This window comes from Dehalococcoidia bacterium (genome assembly GCA_022449765.1).
GTDB lineage: Bacteria > Chloroflexota > Dehalococcoidia > Lucifugimonadales > Australimonadaceae > UBA2963.
Map to the genome: position 1 here is coordinate 66,154 of JAKUPZ010000004.1, position 16,243 is coordinate 82,396.

General features: G+C 42.8%; 16 protein-coding genes. 4 read left to right on the top strand and 12 right to left on the bottom strand.

The window, feature by feature from the left end:
• Window positions 1–50: 50 nt before the first annotated feature.
• From hflX to dapF, 3 genes are all read right to left on the bottom strand, one after another.
• On the bottom strand, window positions 51–1,208 hold the full coding sequence (gene hflX / locus MK127_02885) for a GTPase HflX (GenBank protein ID MCH2531743.1): 1,158 nt from the start codon (window positions 1,206–1,208) through the stop codon (window positions 51–53).
• Between the two features lie 83 nt (window positions 1,209–1,291).
• Entirely contained in the window at window positions 1,292–2,470 is a 1,179-nt protein-coding gene (locus tag MK127_02890; GenBank protein ID MCH2531744.1) for an LL-diaminopimelate aminotransferase, read from the bottom strand.
• 72 nt (window positions 2,471–2,542) lie between these two features.
• On the bottom strand, window positions 2,543–3,445 hold the full coding sequence (gene dapF, locus MK127_02895) for a diaminopimelate epimerase (protein ID MCH2531745.1): 903 nt from the start codon (window positions 3,443–3,445) through the stop codon (window positions 2,543–2,545).
• 42 nt (window positions 3,446–3,487) lie between these two features.
• Here dapF and MK127_02900 point away from each other — a divergent pair, with 42 nt between their 5' ends.
• A complete protein-coding gene (locus MK127_02900; GenBank protein ID MCH2531746.1) occupies window positions 3,488–4,066 on the top strand; it encodes an isochorismatase family protein in 579 nt (192 codons plus the stop codon).
• Between the two features lie 29 nt (window positions 4,067–4,095).
• Here the strand turns inward: MK127_02900 and MK127_02905 are convergent, their stop codons facing one another.
• Window positions 4,096–5,106, bottom strand: coding sequence for an amidohydrolase (locus MK127_02905; protein ID MCH2531747.1), 1,011 nt, complete (start codon window positions 5,104–5,106; stop codon window positions 4,096–4,098).
• A gap of 23 nt (window positions 5,107–5,129) precedes the next feature.
• A complete protein-coding gene (locus tag MK127_02910; GenBank protein ID MCH2531748.1) occupies window positions 5,130–6,146 on the bottom strand; it encodes a hypothetical protein in 1,017 nt (338 codons plus the stop codon).
• Between the two features lie 109 nt (window positions 6,147–6,255).
• Between MK127_02910 and tcuA the strand changes: the two genes are divergently transcribed.
• Window positions 6,256–7,737: an FAD-dependent tricarballylate dehydrogenase TcuA gene (gene tcuA, locus MK127_02915; GenBank protein ID MCH2531749.1), complete on the top strand. Its 1,482-nt coding sequence runs from the start codon at window positions 6,256–6,258 to the stop codon at window positions 7,735–7,737.
• Between the two features lie 7 nt (window positions 7,738–7,744).
• On the opposite strand, the gene MK127_02920 is transcribed toward tcuA, so the two are convergent.
• The gene (locus MK127_02920) at window positions 7,745–9,124 is read right to left on the bottom strand and encodes an MmgE/PrpD family protein (GenBank protein MCH2531750.1); all 1,380 of its coding nucleotides are present in this window, start codon (window positions 9,122–9,124) and stop codon (window positions 7,745–7,747) included.
• Window positions 9,125–9,138: 14 nt separating this feature from the next.
• Complete coding sequence (locus MK127_02925) at window positions 9,139–9,636, bottom strand: MaoC family dehydratase (protein ID MCH2531751.1); 498 nt, start codon at window positions 9,634–9,636, stop codon at window positions 9,139–9,141.
• Between the two features lie 126 nt (window positions 9,637–9,762).
• Here MK127_02925 and MK127_02930 point away from each other — a divergent pair, with 126 nt between their 5' ends.
• Window positions 9,763–10,830, top strand: coding sequence for a tartrate dehydrogenase (locus tag MK127_02930; GenBank protein ID MCH2531752.1), 1,068 nt, complete (start codon window positions 9,763–9,765; stop codon window positions 10,828–10,830).
• Here MK127_02930 and MK127_02935 read toward each other — a convergent pair.
• From MK127_02935 to MK127_02955, 5 genes are read right to left on the bottom strand one after another with little or no spacing between them, the layout of a single operon-like run.
• Complete coding sequence (locus MK127_02935; protein MCH2531753.1) at window positions 10,827–11,633, bottom strand: hypothetical protein; 807 nt, start codon at window positions 11,631–11,633, stop codon at window positions 10,827–10,829. The two genes, MK127_02930 and MK127_02935, sit on opposite strands and share 4 nt — an antisense overlap.
• A gap of 2 nt (window positions 11,634–11,635) precedes the next feature.
• On the bottom strand, window positions 11,636–12,367 hold the full coding sequence (locus MK127_02940; protein ID MCH2531754.1) for a hypothetical protein: 732 nt from the start codon (window positions 12,365–12,367) through the stop codon (window positions 11,636–11,638).
• A 40-nt stretch (window positions 12,368–12,407) separates the two neighbouring features.
• A complete protein-coding gene (locus MK127_02945) occupies window positions 12,408–13,301 on the bottom strand; it encodes a CoA ester lyase (GenBank protein MCH2531755.1) in 894 nt (297 codons plus the stop codon).
• The gene (locus MK127_02950) at window positions 13,301–14,464 is read right to left on the bottom strand and encodes an acyl-CoA/acyl-ACP dehydrogenase (protein ID MCH2531756.1); all 1,164 of its coding nucleotides are present in this window, start codon (window positions 14,462–14,464) and stop codon (window positions 13,301–13,303) included. Before MK127_02950 ends, MK127_02945 begins: the two co-directional genes overlap by 1 nt.
• 37 nt (window positions 14,465–14,501) lie before the next feature.
• Window positions 14,502–15,731, bottom strand: coding sequence for a CoA transferase (locus tag MK127_02955; protein MCH2531757.1), 1,230 nt, complete (start codon window positions 15,729–15,731; stop codon window positions 14,502–14,504).
• An 89-nt stretch (window positions 15,732–15,820) separates the two neighbouring features.
• Here MK127_02955 and MK127_02960 point away from each other — a divergent pair, with 89 nt between their 5' ends.
• Entirely contained in the window at window positions 15,821–16,240 is a 420-nt protein-coding gene (locus MK127_02960) for a pyridoxamine 5'-phosphate oxidase family protein (GenBank protein MCH2531758.1), read from the top strand.
• The last annotated feature ends 3 nt before the right edge of the window (window positions 16,241–16,243 follow it).

Sequence of the window (16,243 nt, forward strand, 5' to 3'; positions counted from 1 at the left end):
AAAAATACCCTTCACTTTACATAACATAAATAGTGCGTCGTAATAAACTATTATTCAATCGCAAGCAATTTGCCTGGTTCAACCCCTGAGCCAAGATTGAGTTCAGACACTGTTTCTTCAACCGCGATTAGCAATTCTCCCAAGCCAAGACCAGAAACCGCTGAAGTAAGCACTGCAGTTGAACTGCCTATATCTTCGATAAAGCTCCGACTTACATCGGGGTCAAGCAGATCAGCTTTATTCATGCCCAAAATTCGAGGCTTATTTGATATACCTAGTCCATCAATTATTGCTTCCACAACCTCTACTTGCTCTGCTGCATTAGGATGGGAAATATCAATTACGTGAAGTAAAATATTAGATTCTTGGACCTCTTCAAGAGTTGCCCTAAACGCAGCAATTAACGTTGGAGGAAGTTTCTGTATGAAACCAACAGTATCCGTGAACAATGCGAACTTACCACTGGGTAGTCGTACTTTTCGAGTTACAGGATCCAGCGTGGAAAACAATTGGTCCCGAGAAAGAACTTCAGCACTAGAAATAGCATTCAATAAACTGCTTTTTCCTGCGTTCGTATAGCCTAAAAGCGAAATGACTGGAACTCCATTCCTAAAGCGCCTTGACCGGTATTGAGATCGATGTCTTCTCACTTTTTCTAATTCTTGTTTCATCCGATGAATGCGTAAATTAATTAACCTGCGATCTGTTTCTATTTGTGACTCACCTGGGCCCCGAGTTCCGATTCCTCCGCCCAGTCTTTCTAAATGACTCCATTGGCCAGCCAAGCGAGGCAACAAGTATTCAGCTTGCGCAAGTTCTACTTGAAGCCTTCCTTCATGAGTACGTGCGTGCCGGGCAAATACATCAAGAATCAGCGCCGTTCTGTCAATAACCTTCACAATTCCATCGAACGAACGTTCTAAATTACGTTGCTGTGTAGGAGTTAATTCATCGTCACAGATTACCGTTTCAAAGTTAACTACGCTTTTTAATGTTTTCAGTTCATCCAACTTACCCTTACCAAGGTAAGTCACTGATGGAGCCTCAAGATACTGCGTAATTGAACCCACTACCTCAGCGCCCGCAGTAGCAGCTAATTGCGAGAGCTCCTCAAGTGAATCATCTAACGGCCAAGTTGCCGCGCGTGACTTAATGCCCACCCCCAGAAGCATTGCTCTCTCAGGTTTATGTGCTGTTTCAACAGTCATGTTACGTCGTGCTATAAGGCTTATACTCCGTATACATACCTAAACAAGTTTTCCCATTTGAAAAACAAGACGGTAAGTTCTAATTATTCGGTAGGCTTGGTAGGCAATTTCCAACCTTCAAGCCTCTTTAGCCCTTCTTCAACACGTTCATCTGGAGTTGTTAATGACAACCGTATGTAGCCTTCCCCAGCCTCTCCATACCCTCTACCAGGAGTAACGACAACCGCATGCTGATCCAATAATTCTGTCGCAAGTTGCGCAGAGCTCCAGCCTTCAGGGCACTTGGCCCAGATATAAAACCCTGACTTGGGTCGGTTAACCTCAAGACCTATATTCAAAAGAGTATCGACTACACGATCACGTCGACGGCGATATATTTCGTTATTGCTTGCATGCCAGTCACTCGTAGTGACGTCCAAGGCTTCAATACCCATATATTGGATAGCCTGGGGGATGCCTGAATCCAAGTTTGATTTAACTCGCACGAGAGCGTCAATTAAATCTTTATTTCCAACAGCCATCCCTACTCGCCAGCCAGTCATATTGTATGTCTTTGATAGTGAATGGAATTCAATTCCAACGTCTTTTGCTCCGTCAGTCTGCAGGAAACTTGGCGCAACGTATCCATCGAAAGTAACTTCTGAATAGCAGGCATCATGGCATACTGCAATATCGTATTCCTTTGCAAACGCCACAACTTCTTTAAAAAACTCTGGGGTAGCTAATCCACCCGTAGGGTTATTCGGGTAATTGATCCACATAACTTTTGCTTTTTTAGCAATGTCTACGGGAATTAATGATAAATCTGGGCGAAACCCATTAGATTCCAGAAGTGGCATCATATGAGAAGTTCCCCCTGCAAACATTGTCCCAACGCTGTAAACCGGGTAAGCAGGATCTGGTACTAGCGCTATATCACCTGGGTCAATAAGGCACAGGGCCATATGCCCAACACCTTCCTTTGCACCAATCAAAGGAACGATTTCTTTGTCCTCAAGCTCAACATCAAATCTGTTGCCGTACCATCTTGCGATTGATTGTCGTAATTCTGGCAAGCCGTCAGACTCGGGATATCTATGATTTGGAGCATCGTCAATGGTCTTTTTTAAACCGTCCAGTACATGATCTGGTGTTGGGACGTCGGGGTCCCCGATACCGAAGCTAATTACATCAACACCTTGCGAGCGTTTCTCGGCAATTTTCCGGCTGATTTCTAGAAATAAATACGGTGGAAGCTGGTTAAGCCTGTCAGCTATCTGCATCGTCTACGAACCTCCAAATAAGGAATTTTTAAATATACCTGAGATTATACGTGTTACCCGGCAAGAGTACGACTAAAGAGCAATTTGGCCAGAGAAAACTTCAACAGCGTCACCGTCCATCAATATCGATCCTTCTCCTGACCAACTAATTGTCAAATCGCCCCCAGGAACACCCACTTCAACTTGTTCGCTCAAATAACCATGTAACTGGCCGGCAGCGACCATAGCAGAAGCTCCCGTACCGCATGCAAGAGTTATTCCTGAGCCACGTTCCCATGTTCGTGAAATAATTTGGCCTGAACTTACTACATTGACAATGTGAAAATTCACTCGGTTTGGAAATGCTAGATGGTGCTCTACTAATGGACCAATTCTAGTCAAATCGAATTGATACACATCTTCTTCTAAAAACGCGACAACATGCGGGTTACCCATTGATACAGCTGTAAGTATTAACTCCAAGCCTTCAATTTCAAGCGAAGCATCAAAGGTTAATTCGTTTTGATCAACGCTTAACAATGAAAAGGTTTTTTTGTCTAATAGAGCAAAATTGCTTGGCCCAAGGTGTTCTGGGTTTACCGGAATATCTAATGACCTAAAAATTGGAGGGCCCATATCTACTCTAGCCCCATTAATAATGGAGCCATCCTTCAAAGGGATGACTTTCAATACCCCTGCCCCAGTTTCAATCTCTAAAGGTCTCTCGTTCACTTGCACCAAATCACTCTCAAGAACATATTTGGCAAAGCAGCGAATTCCGTTCCCACACATTTCTCCTTCAGAACCATCTGCATTGAACATTCGCATCCGAACATCCGCTAAAGATGAATTCGTAGCAATAATTAGCCCATCTGCCCCGATCCCAAAATGTCGATCAGAAACTTTTCGTGCTACTTCTGCCCAGTCTTTTTCCTGTTCAAAAGCATTCATATATATGTAGTCGTTACCAGTGCCTTGAAGCTTAGTGAAATCCATAATTACTCCTCCTGTATTCTAACATGCTGATACAATCCGGTTATGAATATTTCAAGTACGGATGCCCTAATCATTTTGGATGTTCAAAATGATTTCTGCCTCGGTGGCACTATGCCTGTCCTAAATGGCGAACTTGTTGCAGAGAGATTAACTTTGGTGGCAAAAAAATTTATACAAAAAAAAGCTTTTGTCTTTGCTACACAGGAGTGGCACCCAAAAGACCATTCTTCATTTCTTTCCGCAAATGGGCAATGGCCTGACCACTGCATACAATTCACTAGTGGTGCGGATTTTCACGAATCCCTTCAACTTCCAGTGGAATCAAATATTGTCAGGAAAGGTTCGAACAAAGATATTGATGCCTACTCAGGGTTCGTCGATTCGCAGCTTAGGGAATTGTTATTAGAAAAAAAAATAGCACGCCTATTTATTGGTGGGATCGCTACGGATACATGCGTACTGAATACAGTCATAGACGCCATCAATTTTGGGTACTCAACTCATGTATTAACCGATGCAGTTGCCGCGTATGACGTAGAGCCCGGTGATGGAGACCGAGCTCTGCATCTAATGCATTTTAATGACGCTGAATTAATTAGATCGGATGATCTTTCTAATTAGCATTATTGGGGTACATATCTATAGTTGTTTTATTTGACTCCCGGCAAGTTAGGGTCTAGCAAGGGAACTGCTCTAAAAATATTCTCTCTAAAGATATCCTTCTTATCTTCGTCCGAAAGAAACTCCATCTCTCCTATCACAGGAACCAAGTCATCACTAGGAAGCCCTGACTCAGGTCGCTTCGCGCCTCCTGAGCCTGGTGCTTCAGTGCCAAAAAGTACTTGCTGAGGTGTTTTTTGCTTAATCATCGCCTCTAATACGTTTTTCTCAAGAACACAGGAGTCAAACCACAAATTATTACTTAGATCGCGACTGCCACGATGGTAATCTTCTTTGATGAATCTGTGGAGTGCTCCTCCTCCATGGCAAATGAACACTTTTAAGTTAGGGAAGTCATCAAATACGCGTCCGTGCTCAAGTAACTGCATCGCAATGTATTCTTCCACAACATTATTCATTTGATAGTTGGCAGGGACAATTTCCCATCGTTTGTCGTAACTCATGGATGGGTGAATCATCAACACTGCATTCAACTCTTGCGCCTTTTCGTAGAGCGGGTACCAATATTTTTCATTCATACCAGGTGTCAGGCGGTCCCCTCCAGGGTCAGGGTTAACTAAAGCACCGACGAATCCCATTGTCGTAACAGTACGCTCAAGCTCTTCCACTAAATGGGATCCATCCAAATCTCGATTTTGAGGTAATTGTGCAATTCCTCCAAATCGTTCTGGCCATAGCCTCATTATTTGAGCAATTGTGTCGTTGGTAAAATGAGCCCAGTCATATTGGAGATGAGGGCGCATCCAATGCCACATAGCTATAGGCCTCGGTGAAATCAATTGGTAATCAATACTATGATCATCAAGCATATCCAAATGGCGTTTATTCGCACCTGCCATCGCTTCATCAGATAGTTCAGGAAATGCCCCATGATTGCTTGGCCCCGTGTTCTGTGAAACCCAATTTGCAATTGCCCCGCGAAAGCCGGGCGGAGTAGTCATGTGCCCGTGGCAATCAATAACCTTAGTATTTTCAAACATAATCTTACTTGTTCCTTTCTTGCTTACAAATCTAACAATTGTTCTGCAAACAGTTCGTCAATCCCTGGTTTCCTGGGGATAAATCCTTGCTCATGTGAAAAATCAATCATCGTATTAATCATTTTTTCGTTATCCCGTACTCCATATGTATAGGGATCTTGTCCAAAAATTGACCTCGTTTGATTCATATATTGTGGCCCAAAAACCAAATCTGTAGGAATTTTACTTGGAAGCTCTTTATACCAAGCTTCTTTTGCAGCTACGAATGCAGCATATAAATTAAATGCCAGCCATGGATGCTGTCGGTAAATATCTCCTCGAATTGCGTAGCAATGATTAGCAGGAATATAACCATGAGTTTCAAAAAAGCGTTTACCTTCACTTATAAAATCAGGGAAAAGCGGTTTTATTTTAGTTAGTTCTTCGGGACTCGGACGAATAGTGGTAGAGCGATCAATAACGTTTTTCTCAGGAGTAAATACTCGACCAATAGATGCGGCGTCAATCTCTCCGCGTACAAGCATTGTAGCCAAACTTTTATCTGTTGGGATTCTATTAAAATTGATGCCATCCATTGGCTTGAAACCAGTGGCACCACCATGGCTTAACTCCTCTGAACGTTCCATCCACCATTCAACACTAAATTGATCAACTCCGAAGTCATGCTGTAGAACGCCTCTAGTCCATAGTGATGCTGTTTGTTGGTACTCCCCCACCCCAATGCGTTTTCCATATAAGTCTTTTGCACTGTCGACTCCAGAGTCTACATTTACTGATAGCAGCGCATGCATGAATCGTCTCGAGGGGAAAACAGGAATACCTACCATGTCATTTCCTTGTGATTTTGCAATAAGCAAAGAGGAGAATGACATTTCAAAAACTTCAAATTCATGAAATTTCAGTTGTCTCCAGAATGTTTCGGAAGGATCAGAATTAGTCCAAATTAAATCAACTCCCTCAGGCTTAATATGCCCATCAAGTAATTGATTAATCCTCTCATTCCTTGCGGAAACAAAGCTTAGTTTTAATCTTTCTGCCATTTCTTCCTCCAGAATGATGTTGATACACTCGCGACATTACGCGGGCGCATACCTCATGTCAAACATTTAGTAGTTACTGATTTAAGATTCCTCTGCTAATCTACAAACCATGAGTAATTACGATGCAGACATAATTATAGTTGGAGCAGGAAACGCTGCCCTATGTGCGGCAATTGCGGCACGAGAACAAAATAAATCAGTAATAGTACTGGAGAAAGCACCAGAGCCAATGCGTGGTGGCAACACTTACTTTACTGGCGGAGCAATTCGCTTCTCTTACAAAGGTATTGAAGATGTAATCGCTTTAGTTCCAGATTTATCTCAAGCCGAACTGGATGTCATGGAAGTAGGCTCATATACCGATGCAAAATATTTTGAAGACCTTATGCGAGTCACAGAAGGTCTATCTGATCAAGAAATGGCTAATACTTTAGTAAGGCAATCATTCCCAACTATGCAGTGGATGTATGCACAAGGTGTACGTTTCGTACCATCCTGGACGCATCAGGCTTTTAAAGTAGACAATAAATTTAGGTTTTGGGGAGGGTTATGCCTGCAAGCTGTGGGTGGAGGAAAAGGATTATCAGATCAATTATTTGAAATAGCCATTGAGCGCGGAGTAGAAATCAAATATGCCCATACGGCAATGAAGCTAGAGCAGGACACTTCAGGAAAAGTGGCGGGGGTAACCGTTCGCAACCCCGGTGGGATTATTAAATTGGAATCTAATGCCATAGTACTTGCATGCGGAGGATTTGAAGCAAACCCTGAAATGCGTGCACGATATCTTGGTCCGGGTTGGGAATTAGCGAAAGTAAGAGGCGTTCGGTACAACACCGGAGATGGTCATCGAATGGCGTTTGAAATTGGCGCGCAAGCTTACGGCCATTACAGTGGATGCCATGCAGTTGCATGGGATCTCAATGCGCCGGATTTTGGCAACCGATCAATCACAGACCTATATCAAAAGCATTCCTACCCGTTCGGGCTCATAGTAAATGCTCATGGAGAAAGGTTTGTTGACGAGGGTGCTGATTTTAGGAATTACACCTATGCAAAATATGGCAAGCAAATTTTATTTCAACCTGAACGAGTTGCTTATCAAATTTTCGACCAAAAAACTTTACATTTATTGAGGGACGAGTACCGAATAGAACAGGTTACAAAAGGCGAAGCTAATACTATCGAAGAATTGGCCCAGCAATTAGATATCAATCAAGAAGGTTTAGTTCGAACTATTACTGAGTACAACGCGGCATGCCAACCGGGAGAATACAACCCAACAGTATTGGACGGAGTGCGTACCCATGGAGCCTCTCCGGAAAAAAGTAATTGGGCTTTACCAATTGATTCCCCTCCTTATCAAGCATATGCGGTGACTTGTGGCATCACTTTCACGTTTGGCGGATTGAAAATTAATGAACGTGCTCAGGTAATGGATACATCTGATACCCCTATCCATGGGCTGTATGCCGCGGGGGAACTAGTCGGAGGTCTTTTTTATCATAATTACGCAGGCGGTGCCGGCCTAATGCAAGGCTCAGTATTTGGGAAAATTGCCGGAACTTCAGCCGCAGAAGATCTTAGCTAAGCCAATACTATTTACTTAAGCTGGAGATCAAGTCGTCCATGTTTACTATTGATTCAAGTTCAGTAACTTGAGAAGCAATTACATCAGTTTTTTCCAGCCCCAGTGCAATACCTGCCCATTCACTAAATTTCCCGGTCATTTCTTTCCAACTCATTGGGTTTTCAGGCTCCCCTTTTGGGTATTCAACTCTTCGCTGTAATTTACGGCCATCTGTAAGAAGGATCTCGACATCAGACTCCATGCCAGCTCCCCAGGATTCTTCTAAATTAACCGTTGTTTCTTCCATCAATCTTTGAATTTCTGAGTCATGCATTTTTTCATAATCGGACCATGAATATGCTGCGGATCTTGCAGATGCGGCAGCTGCAAAATAAACACTAAATTGACCTTCCACAACGTTCGTTGGTTTACGCTTCATTTCTGCTGGAGATCCAACTAGGCCGTAGCCAGTAGAACCCATGGTGATGCCTATCGATTTGATATCGGTAGTGGCTAGGTTTTCAGCAACAACCATATCTGTTACAGCGTCAATAGTTGCATGGCTATATCGACAACACGGATAGGGCTTAACTGCAGTGTTCATCACTTCAAAATCTGTCCCAAGCTTGTCAAGTGATCGATCAGCTTCATTAGAGCCATTAGCGTACAATTCAAAATAACCCTGAGATCCCTCTAGCGGAGAAGATGAGCCTAAGTAGTCATGGCGGGCCATAATTAGGCTAACTATTGAATTATGAGCGGCCCATCCGGTATGGAATCTTTTGTTCCAAGATCCATTTTCCAAAAATTGTGTGGATCCAGATGCTTGGCTGATATTCAGACCCAATGCATTGGCGGTCTGCTCTTTTGTATAACCCAAGAGCCGTGCTCCGGCAGCTGTACATCCAAAAATACCTGTGGTTGCAGTAGGGTGAAATCCACGGGCATGAACTTGACCGCCATGAGCCTTCCCTATTTTCCCTGTAACGTCATACCCGACCACCGCTGCAGTTAGAAAATCTCTACCCGATATCTCAGTTCCGTGAGCTAAAGCAAGTAAAGTTGAAAATAGTGGTGTGCCAATATGAATCACCGCGTCACGATGGGTATCGTCAAAATCCATACTATGAGCAAAAGTAGCATTCAGTAACGAAGCGTACTGGGCAGGTAATTTTTCACTACGACCAAGAACTGTGCAATCACCGGTTGAACCTCTGCTTAAATCGAGGACTCCTTGGATAATGGGCTCTGAAGATTCGGCGGCTACTAGCCCTCCGTAAGCAACTCCCAAATAATCAAGAAACATTTGCTTTGTTCGCTCAATCACAGCCGGAGGAATATCTTCATATTTTAGATTCAATGCGTAGTCAATTAAGGAGTTTGTAATTTCATTTTTCTTGTAGCTCATAGTTTTTCCTTTAATTAGGATGATTGAGGAAATACACCGACATTAGGAGCATGTTTTCGCTTCCATATCATTACATCTCGCTCAAACTCAATCACAGTAGCGCCGTCCTGCTGTATACCCTTGGTCTGGATATGAATGATTCCTCGCCTTGGGTCGGATTTCGATTCTCTGATATTAATAACTTCCGTCTCTGACCAAAGAGTATCACCTGCAAACACTGGGTGTGGCAGCCGGACTTTGTCCCAGCCAAGGTTAATTCCGTTTCTACTGATATCTGGGACAGTAAGCCCAGTTACAACTGCTAATGTGACTAAGCTGTTCATTAGTGGGCGTTCAAATTGCGTGTTCTTTGCATACTCCGTATTGAAATGAATCTGGTTGTCATTATTTGTAAGTAATGTCATCCAAGTATTATCTGCATCCAGTAAAGTCCTACCTACGGAAGAGCGATAGATATCTCCAATTTCAAAATCCTCCAGGAATCTTCCTTCCCATCCTGTTTTTATACCCACTTGCTATCTCCTTTTTTGTACTATGCAGAGATTATCATCTCTTGGTTCTTAGGGTTTAATCTCCAAATTATGAAGTATTGATCGATTTGAGTTAGCATCCTATAAATAATTTTTTATTGAGGGCTTATGGGAATTTACAAAATTGCTGTCATTCGAGGAGACGGTATAGGAACAGAAGTAATCGAAGAGGGAATTAAGGTCATGAGTGCTGCTCAAGAAAAATTCCCATTCCAAATCGAATACACCGAATTCCCATGGGGATCAGATTACTACTTCAAGCATGGGAAAATGATGGATTCCAACGGACTAGATGCATTATCTGGTTTTGACGCTATTTTTTTTGGCGCTGTTGGTCATCCCGACATCCAAGACCATGTCACACTAAATGGGTTACTTTTGCCGATGCGACGCGGATTTGACCAATATGTCTGCCAAAGACCAAGTGTTCTTCTCCCTGGAGTTGAGTCTCCATTATCTGGCAAAAAACCAGGAGATATCGACATGGTGGTCATACGAGAAAATACCGAAGGTGAGTATGCAAATGTAGGAGGGTTCCAATACAAGGGATTCCCCGACGAGGTTGCAATTCAAACCTCAGTATTTACCAGAAGAGGGATTGAACGGGTCGTTCGATATGCATTTGAACTTTCCAGAACTCGAAATAAGAAGAAAAAATTAGCATCTATTACTAAATCAAACGCTCAAGGCTACGGAATGGTACTTTGGGATGAAATATTTGATTCAATCGCCGTTGAGTATCCAGACATAGAAACAGAATCACTACTTGTAGATGCAGCCTGTATGAATTTCATTCGAAGGCCCGAGTCCTTTGACGTAGTTGTAGCAAGTAATTTATTTGGAGATGTACTGACAGATATTGCAGCAATAATTACAGGTAGTATGGGCCTTGCACCTAGCGCAAATATCAACCCTGAAAGAAAATTCCCTTCTGTCTTCGAGCCAGTACATGGAAGTGCCCCTGACATTGCAGGAAAAGGGATTTCAAACCCAATGGCGACAATTTTCTCTGCAGCAATGATGCTTCGCCACCTTGGCGAGAGCGAAGCTGCAAATGAGATTGAAAGTGCGACAGAAAATATTTTGCGACTGGGGGAGACGATTCCAGGGGACTTAGGAGGTTCCGCATCGACAGAGGACATCGGTGACGCAATAGTTTCCTCGCTGCTTAATTAGTCTAATGAATAACTATTTGCAGTAGGAACCTGGAACGGTAATGAGCCTGAACTGCGAGCCTCATCCAATGCTACAAGTAGCTGATATTCGATATCTAATCTCTCTCTAAACGCTCGCGAAGCACTTAACTGTCGCTCCGTAGTGCAAGCCCAGTAGCGCAGCCCTTCTTCTTCCCAGTGAATATGCGATTGCGCGTCCTCCAATAGAACATTGATAAAAAGCTGCAATTGGTTTGGAATTTTATAATTGTTATTCAATGCATTTTGTATTTTTGTAAACTGATCAATCCAATAGAGATCCGCCGCATACCACGTTGCAATACCATCCAGCCAGCTCCAGTCCCAATAGCGAGAGTACGTCATCAACGTCCTCATAGAAAAATACGTGCGCGTAAATTGATTCCATTGAAGAACCTCACTACGGTCAACACCCAGTAATTCTCCAAATTGGAGCCATAATTCTTCATACGAAGGAGTGTTCCAGCCAGTTAAATCCTCAACTACATCCTTCCCTTCAACGTCGACCATCCTTCTCAGCATTTGCGTACGCAAGGGTTCATCATTGGTCTTTATGTATATTGCACCAATCGAATATACAAGGGCCTCAGACCAGTACGGGTACAAGTCTTTTACCCACATAATAAGATCTTCTTGGGTTAAATTACTGTCGTACATTGCTTGCAAGAAAGGAGGAGGATTTGAGCATTTTCTCTTTTTTTCTTCATGTAAAAACGCTATGAATGCCGCTCCAGTCACAGGTGGTTTGCTCAGCTCATTTGGTCCAAATGGAGTTTGATTCCCCATAACTAAATTTTCCCTTTTGCGTTTCTTTGCATCGTGAGTATAAAAGCCTTAAGTATCGCTTTTTGCAATTCGGTAGTAGTCGCATTTTCACGTACGACTTCTTCACCGAACATTGCGTGCTCCATATCGGCGCCGAAGGGAGCATGCTCAATCATTAATTGCACCGCCTTATCAATGTCCTTGATGCCCATTCGGGCATACTCTTCACGAGCGTTTTCGATTAGTTTCTCGTAATGCTCGACAGCTCCCGGCAACCGTTTCGATCCTTCCCCTACAAGTGCACTTCCTAATGCAACTGCCCAATGTGAAGACCGTTGTAAATCAAACCAAAATCCATCTTTTACAAGCGTTTCTGGAGGTGTGTCTTCCATTTCAAGTGCATTTATTTCTTCTTCAGATAAACCCATTTCTAAGGAATGCCAACGTGCCAACGTTGGGTGGCTTGGCATCGGTCCTCCAACAGTAGTCTGCCCTCCTTCGTCAATTAATTTACGTAATTGCTTCCGCCTAATCTCTTTATTAGGTGTGTTTAAATATCTCTCACCTTCGAACCTATGATTTGGGTCACCACCTTGGTGAAACTTACGTTTAGATTCTGCAATTTCAAGCTTGGTTCTTCCTGTGAGGTTATCTCCTCTATATGGAGATTTTCCATTAAGGAATTCAGTCCGAGTTTGCTCAAGGACTTCAATGAACTCCCCAGGAGTTAGGGCGTCTTCGTGATTACTCTTCATGATTCACCATCCTTGATCAGGTTTTACTCTATAAATAGAATCAAATTAGGCCAAATCGTTCAGCTAGTTCAATTGTCCTTCTCGCACGAGCCACGACAGGTTCTTCGATAAAAACCCCATTGTAATTAACAACCCCAGTTCCTTCGGCTATAGCCCTTTCCAGAACGCCAATTACCTCTTTCGAGTAAGCCACTTCTTCAGGAGTTGGATTAAATGCGTTATTGATAATATCAATCTGCGATGGGTGTACTGCCGCTTTTGATGTGAATCCTAAACGACGAGCTTGGGCGGCTTCTTGCTGCAATCCTTCTAAGTCATCAAGTGCAGTCCATATAACATCAGTGGATTGAACATTCGCTGCAGAACTAGCATTTGCCACGTGCGATCTCTGGTACAAAAGCTCTTTATCTTCTCTTGTCCTGACTAGCGGTAGTCCCATTTCTCGAGAAAAATCTTCACCACCAAACTGCACTGCAATGATACGTGGATCCGCTGAGCAAATATTATAGGCGTTCACGACGCCTAATGGACTCTCAATCAGGACAATCATCCTCGTCTTACCAGGCTCAATACTGTGCTTCTGTTCTAAGAAATTTATTTCTGCACTTACATGTAGCACTTGATCCACTGTTTCCATTTTGGGTACTACTATGCCTTCAATATTCAGACTCAAAGCTGCATCTATATCATCTCTAAAGAGATCCACATGCCTCGGGTGATTTACGCGAATATACCTTCTCGAGGAACCAATAGGCGGAATAGTGGGTAAGTTCTCTTTCAAAACTGAGCGTGAGAAGATTTTTTCTGCCGGAGGAACTGCATCTTCGTAATCATATATAACTATATCTGCAGGAAGTGAAAGTGATTTCTCTATCATTCTAGGTTTGTGAGCGGGAACGTATAAGAATGAACGAGCCAAAAGGTCTTCTTGCATCAGTAAGACCTCGGCATTTTCAAAATATTTTGACCTATATAAGCCAAAATCAAATTATTGTTTACGGGTGCGGTGATAAACAGGCGAGTTTCACGGAATTTACGCTCTATGTCATATTCCTTTGCAAATCCATACCCTCCGAATGTATTCAAGCAGGCATTACCTGCCTCCCATGCCGCATTAGCAGCCAAAAATTTTGCCATATTTGCCTCTGCCCCGCATCGCTCATTGCTATCAAATTTAGCTGCTGCATCAAATCTCATTAAATCCGCTGCTTCAGTATGAGCATACGCCTGGGCAATAGGTAATTGGACTCCCTGGTTTGCACCTATCGGCTTACCAAAAACTATACGATTGGACGCATAATCTGCTGCTTTCTCAATGAAAAATCTGGCGTCCCCAATTGCTTCTGCAGCTATAAGAATTCTCTCTGCGTTCCACGAGTCAATGATGTAGCGAAAGCCTTTTCCTTCCTCGCCAATCAAATTCTCTGCAGGTATTTCTAAGTTGTCGAAAAATAATTGATTCGTGTGTCGATTAAAAGTCATATCTATCGGGCGTACTTCCAGTTGTTTACCTACATTACGCATATCCACAACAAATACAGATAAGCCCTCAGTCTTGTTTTCTAATTCTTCATAAGGGGTCGTTCTTGCCAGCAATAGCATCAAGTCTGATTGAGCAACCCTAGAAATCCATATTTTTTGCCCGTTTACAATATATTTGTCACCGCTGCGCACTGCAGTGGTTTGTATTCTTGTTGTCTCTGATCCTGCATCGGGCTCGGTTACAGCAAACGCCTGTAGCCTAAGTTCACCGTTTGCTATAGACGGCAAGTATTTCTGCTTCTGGTATGAGTTACCATGCCTCAAAATCACACCCATTATGTACATTTGGGCATGACAAGCCGCAGAATCTCCGCCAGAACGATTTATTTCTTCTAGTATCACACTCGCTTCAGTGACAGACATCCCTCCCCCGCCATATTCCGCTGGAATCAAAGCTGAAAGCCATCCTAAATCAGTCATTTCAGCGACAAATTCTTCGGGGTATTTCCCCTCCTTTTCTAGAGAGCGCCAATATACGCCGTCGTATTTTTTACATACATCACGTACTGCATTTCTAATGTCATTTAAGTTTTCTGCTTGTTGATTCATAGGCATAATCGCATTGGACAGTTTAGAGTACGAGTTGTCAACATTAACCCACCACTTCATTTTCGTAGAACCACTTTATTTGCTCCGGTGAATAATTGAGCACTTCTGCAAGGATCTGTTCAGTATGCTGACCTAAAGTCGGTGGAGGGTTAAATATTTCATTCTCTGAATTCGACATCTTAAAAGGATTCCCGGTGGCCTTATAACTTCCGCCTTCAGGGTGCTCTATAGAGACAATCATATTCCTACTGAGAACTTGTGAGTCCTCTACAGCCTCCCCTAAAGTGTTGACCGGTGCAACAGGAATACCAGCTTCAGTCAGTTCTTTTACCCAATGTCCTTTACTGCAAAATGCAATTATTTTAGACATATTGCGGTTGATTAAATCACGGCTTGCGATTCTTGCCTCACGCTCAGACAATGAACCATCTTCTAATTCATGCACGCATAGTTTCGCAGCTGATGGCAACTCCATAGATTTAAGTTTTTTAATCAGTCCATCCCAGTGTGTATCTATAGTTACGGCGACAAAAATCCATCCATCAGTTGCTTGGTATGAATTGTAAGGAACATGGAGTTGCATCTCATTACCAGTCCTTGGAGCAGGGATTCCTGACATTATCTGCATCGTTGCATGGTAATTAATTAATGCCATTTGTATATCTAGCATTGATATATCAATATGCTGCCCCTCCCCTGTTTTTTCTCTCCCTATCACCGCGGCTAGGATAGCTAAAGCACCTCCCATACCTGCTGATAAATCTCCATAAAGTGGCCCAGCACGGACAGGGGAGCCATTGGGGTCGCCTGTCATGCCCATGACACCCGCATATGCCTGAACAGTTGCATCTAATGCGGCTCTGTCCTTCTCTGGCCCTGTCAAACCAAAGCCTGTTATCGAACATGCAATTACTTTGGGATTGATTTTTTTTAGTGATGCATAATCTATTTTCAATCTTGTCGTTACCCCTGGGCGGTAATTGTCTAAAACTATATCGGCCCAAAGCACAAGTTCTGAAAAAATTTTCAAGCCTTGTTCGTTGCGAAGATCCAAAACCATAGCTCTTTTATTACGCTGAAGGTTCATTATATGAGGCGTCAATGAACCCATCATGAGAGAAGGATCAGGACTAGAAAATTTCCTTGCATTTTCTCCACCAGGTGGTTCAATTTTTATGACATCTGCCCCAAAATCTGCCAATATCGCAGCCGCGAAAGGACCAGACACAATTGTGGTTAGGTCAAGAACTTTAATTCCATCAAGAGCTCGCATTTTATTTCCAAACTAACATTTGACTTGGTAAATTTAAAAACATGTCAAACTTGTTGCATAATACTATCCCACAATAAAAGGAGTTCGTATTGGCTATTGAATTAACACCTGAAATGAAAGCCTTGATTGACAATGCTTTCGCAGAAAAATGCCCCTGCCTGCTTGGAACAGCATCTAAAGAAGGTGAACCCAATATATCTTTTAAAGGAAGCATGATGGCTTTTTCGAGTCATGAATTAGCTTTTTGGGAACGCTCTAAAAAAGGTGGCTTTGCTCAATTAAAAGACAATCCTAAGGTAGTAGTCTTGTATCGTAATCAAGTGGCTGGAAAAGCGTGGCGCTTCTACGGAACAGTGACCGTTTTCACAGAAGGGAGCATACGTGATCAAGTAATGGCTCGTACAATTCAAGCTGAGCTTGACAAAGACCCCGAACGTGCAGGAGCAGCAATCATCATAGATATTAGCCGCATAACTTCATTAGGTGGGGAAGCAATACAAGAGAAGTAAATT

Bases quoted from the DNA above. Each gene is read 5' to 3' on its own strand.
- MK127_02945 (MCH2531755.1), bottom strand. From the start codon at position 13,301: ATGCAAGAAGACCTTTTGGCTCGTTCATTCTTATACGTTCCCGCTCAC.
- dapF (MCH2531745.1), bottom strand. From the start codon at position 3,445: ATGGATTTCACTAAGCTTCAAGGCACTGGTAACGACTACATATATATG.
- MK127_02935 (MCH2531753.1), bottom strand. From the start codon at position 11,633: ATGGGGAATCAAACTCCATTTGGACCAAATGAGCTGAGCAAACCACCT.
- MK127_02905 (MCH2531747.1), bottom strand. From the start codon at position 5,106: ATGTTTGAAAATACTAAGGTTATTGATTGCCACGGGCACATGACTACT.
- MK127_02930 (MCH2531752.1), top strand. From the start codon at position 9,763: ATGGGAATTTACAAAATTGCTGTCATTCGAGGAGACGGTATAGGAACA.
- MK127_02900 (MCH2531746.1), top strand. From the start codon at position 3,488: ATGAATATTTCAAGTACGGATGCCCTAATCATTTTGGATGTTCAAAAT.
- MK127_02955 (MCH2531757.1), bottom strand. From the start codon at position 15,731: ATGCGAGCTCTTGATGGAATTAAAGTTCTTGACCTAACCACAATTGTG.
- MK127_02950 (MCH2531756.1), bottom strand. From the start codon at position 14,464: ATGCCTATGAATCAACAAGCAGAAAACTTAAATGACATTAGAAATGCA.
- MK127_02910 (MCH2531748.1), bottom strand. From the start codon at position 6,146: ATGGCAGAAAGATTAAAACTAAGCTTTGTTTCCGCAAGGAATGAGAGG.
- hflX (MCH2531743.1), bottom strand. From the start codon at position 1,208: ATGACTGTTGAAACAGCACATAAACCTGAGAGAGCAATGCTTCTGGGG.
- MK127_02890 (MCH2531744.1), bottom strand. From the start codon at position 2,470: ATGCAGATAGCTGACAGGCTTAACCAGCTTCCACCGTATTTATTTCTA.
- MK127_02920 (MCH2531750.1), bottom strand. From the start codon at position 9,124: ATGAGCTACAAGAAAAATGAAATTACAAACTCCTTAATTGACTACGCA.
- MK127_02940 (MCH2531754.1), bottom strand. From the start codon at position 12,367: ATGAAGAGTAATCACGAAGACGCCCTAACTCCTGGGGAGTTCATTGAA.
- tcuA (MCH2531749.1), top strand. From the start codon at position 6,256: ATGAGTAATTACGATGCAGACATAATTATAGTTGGAGCAGGAAACGCT.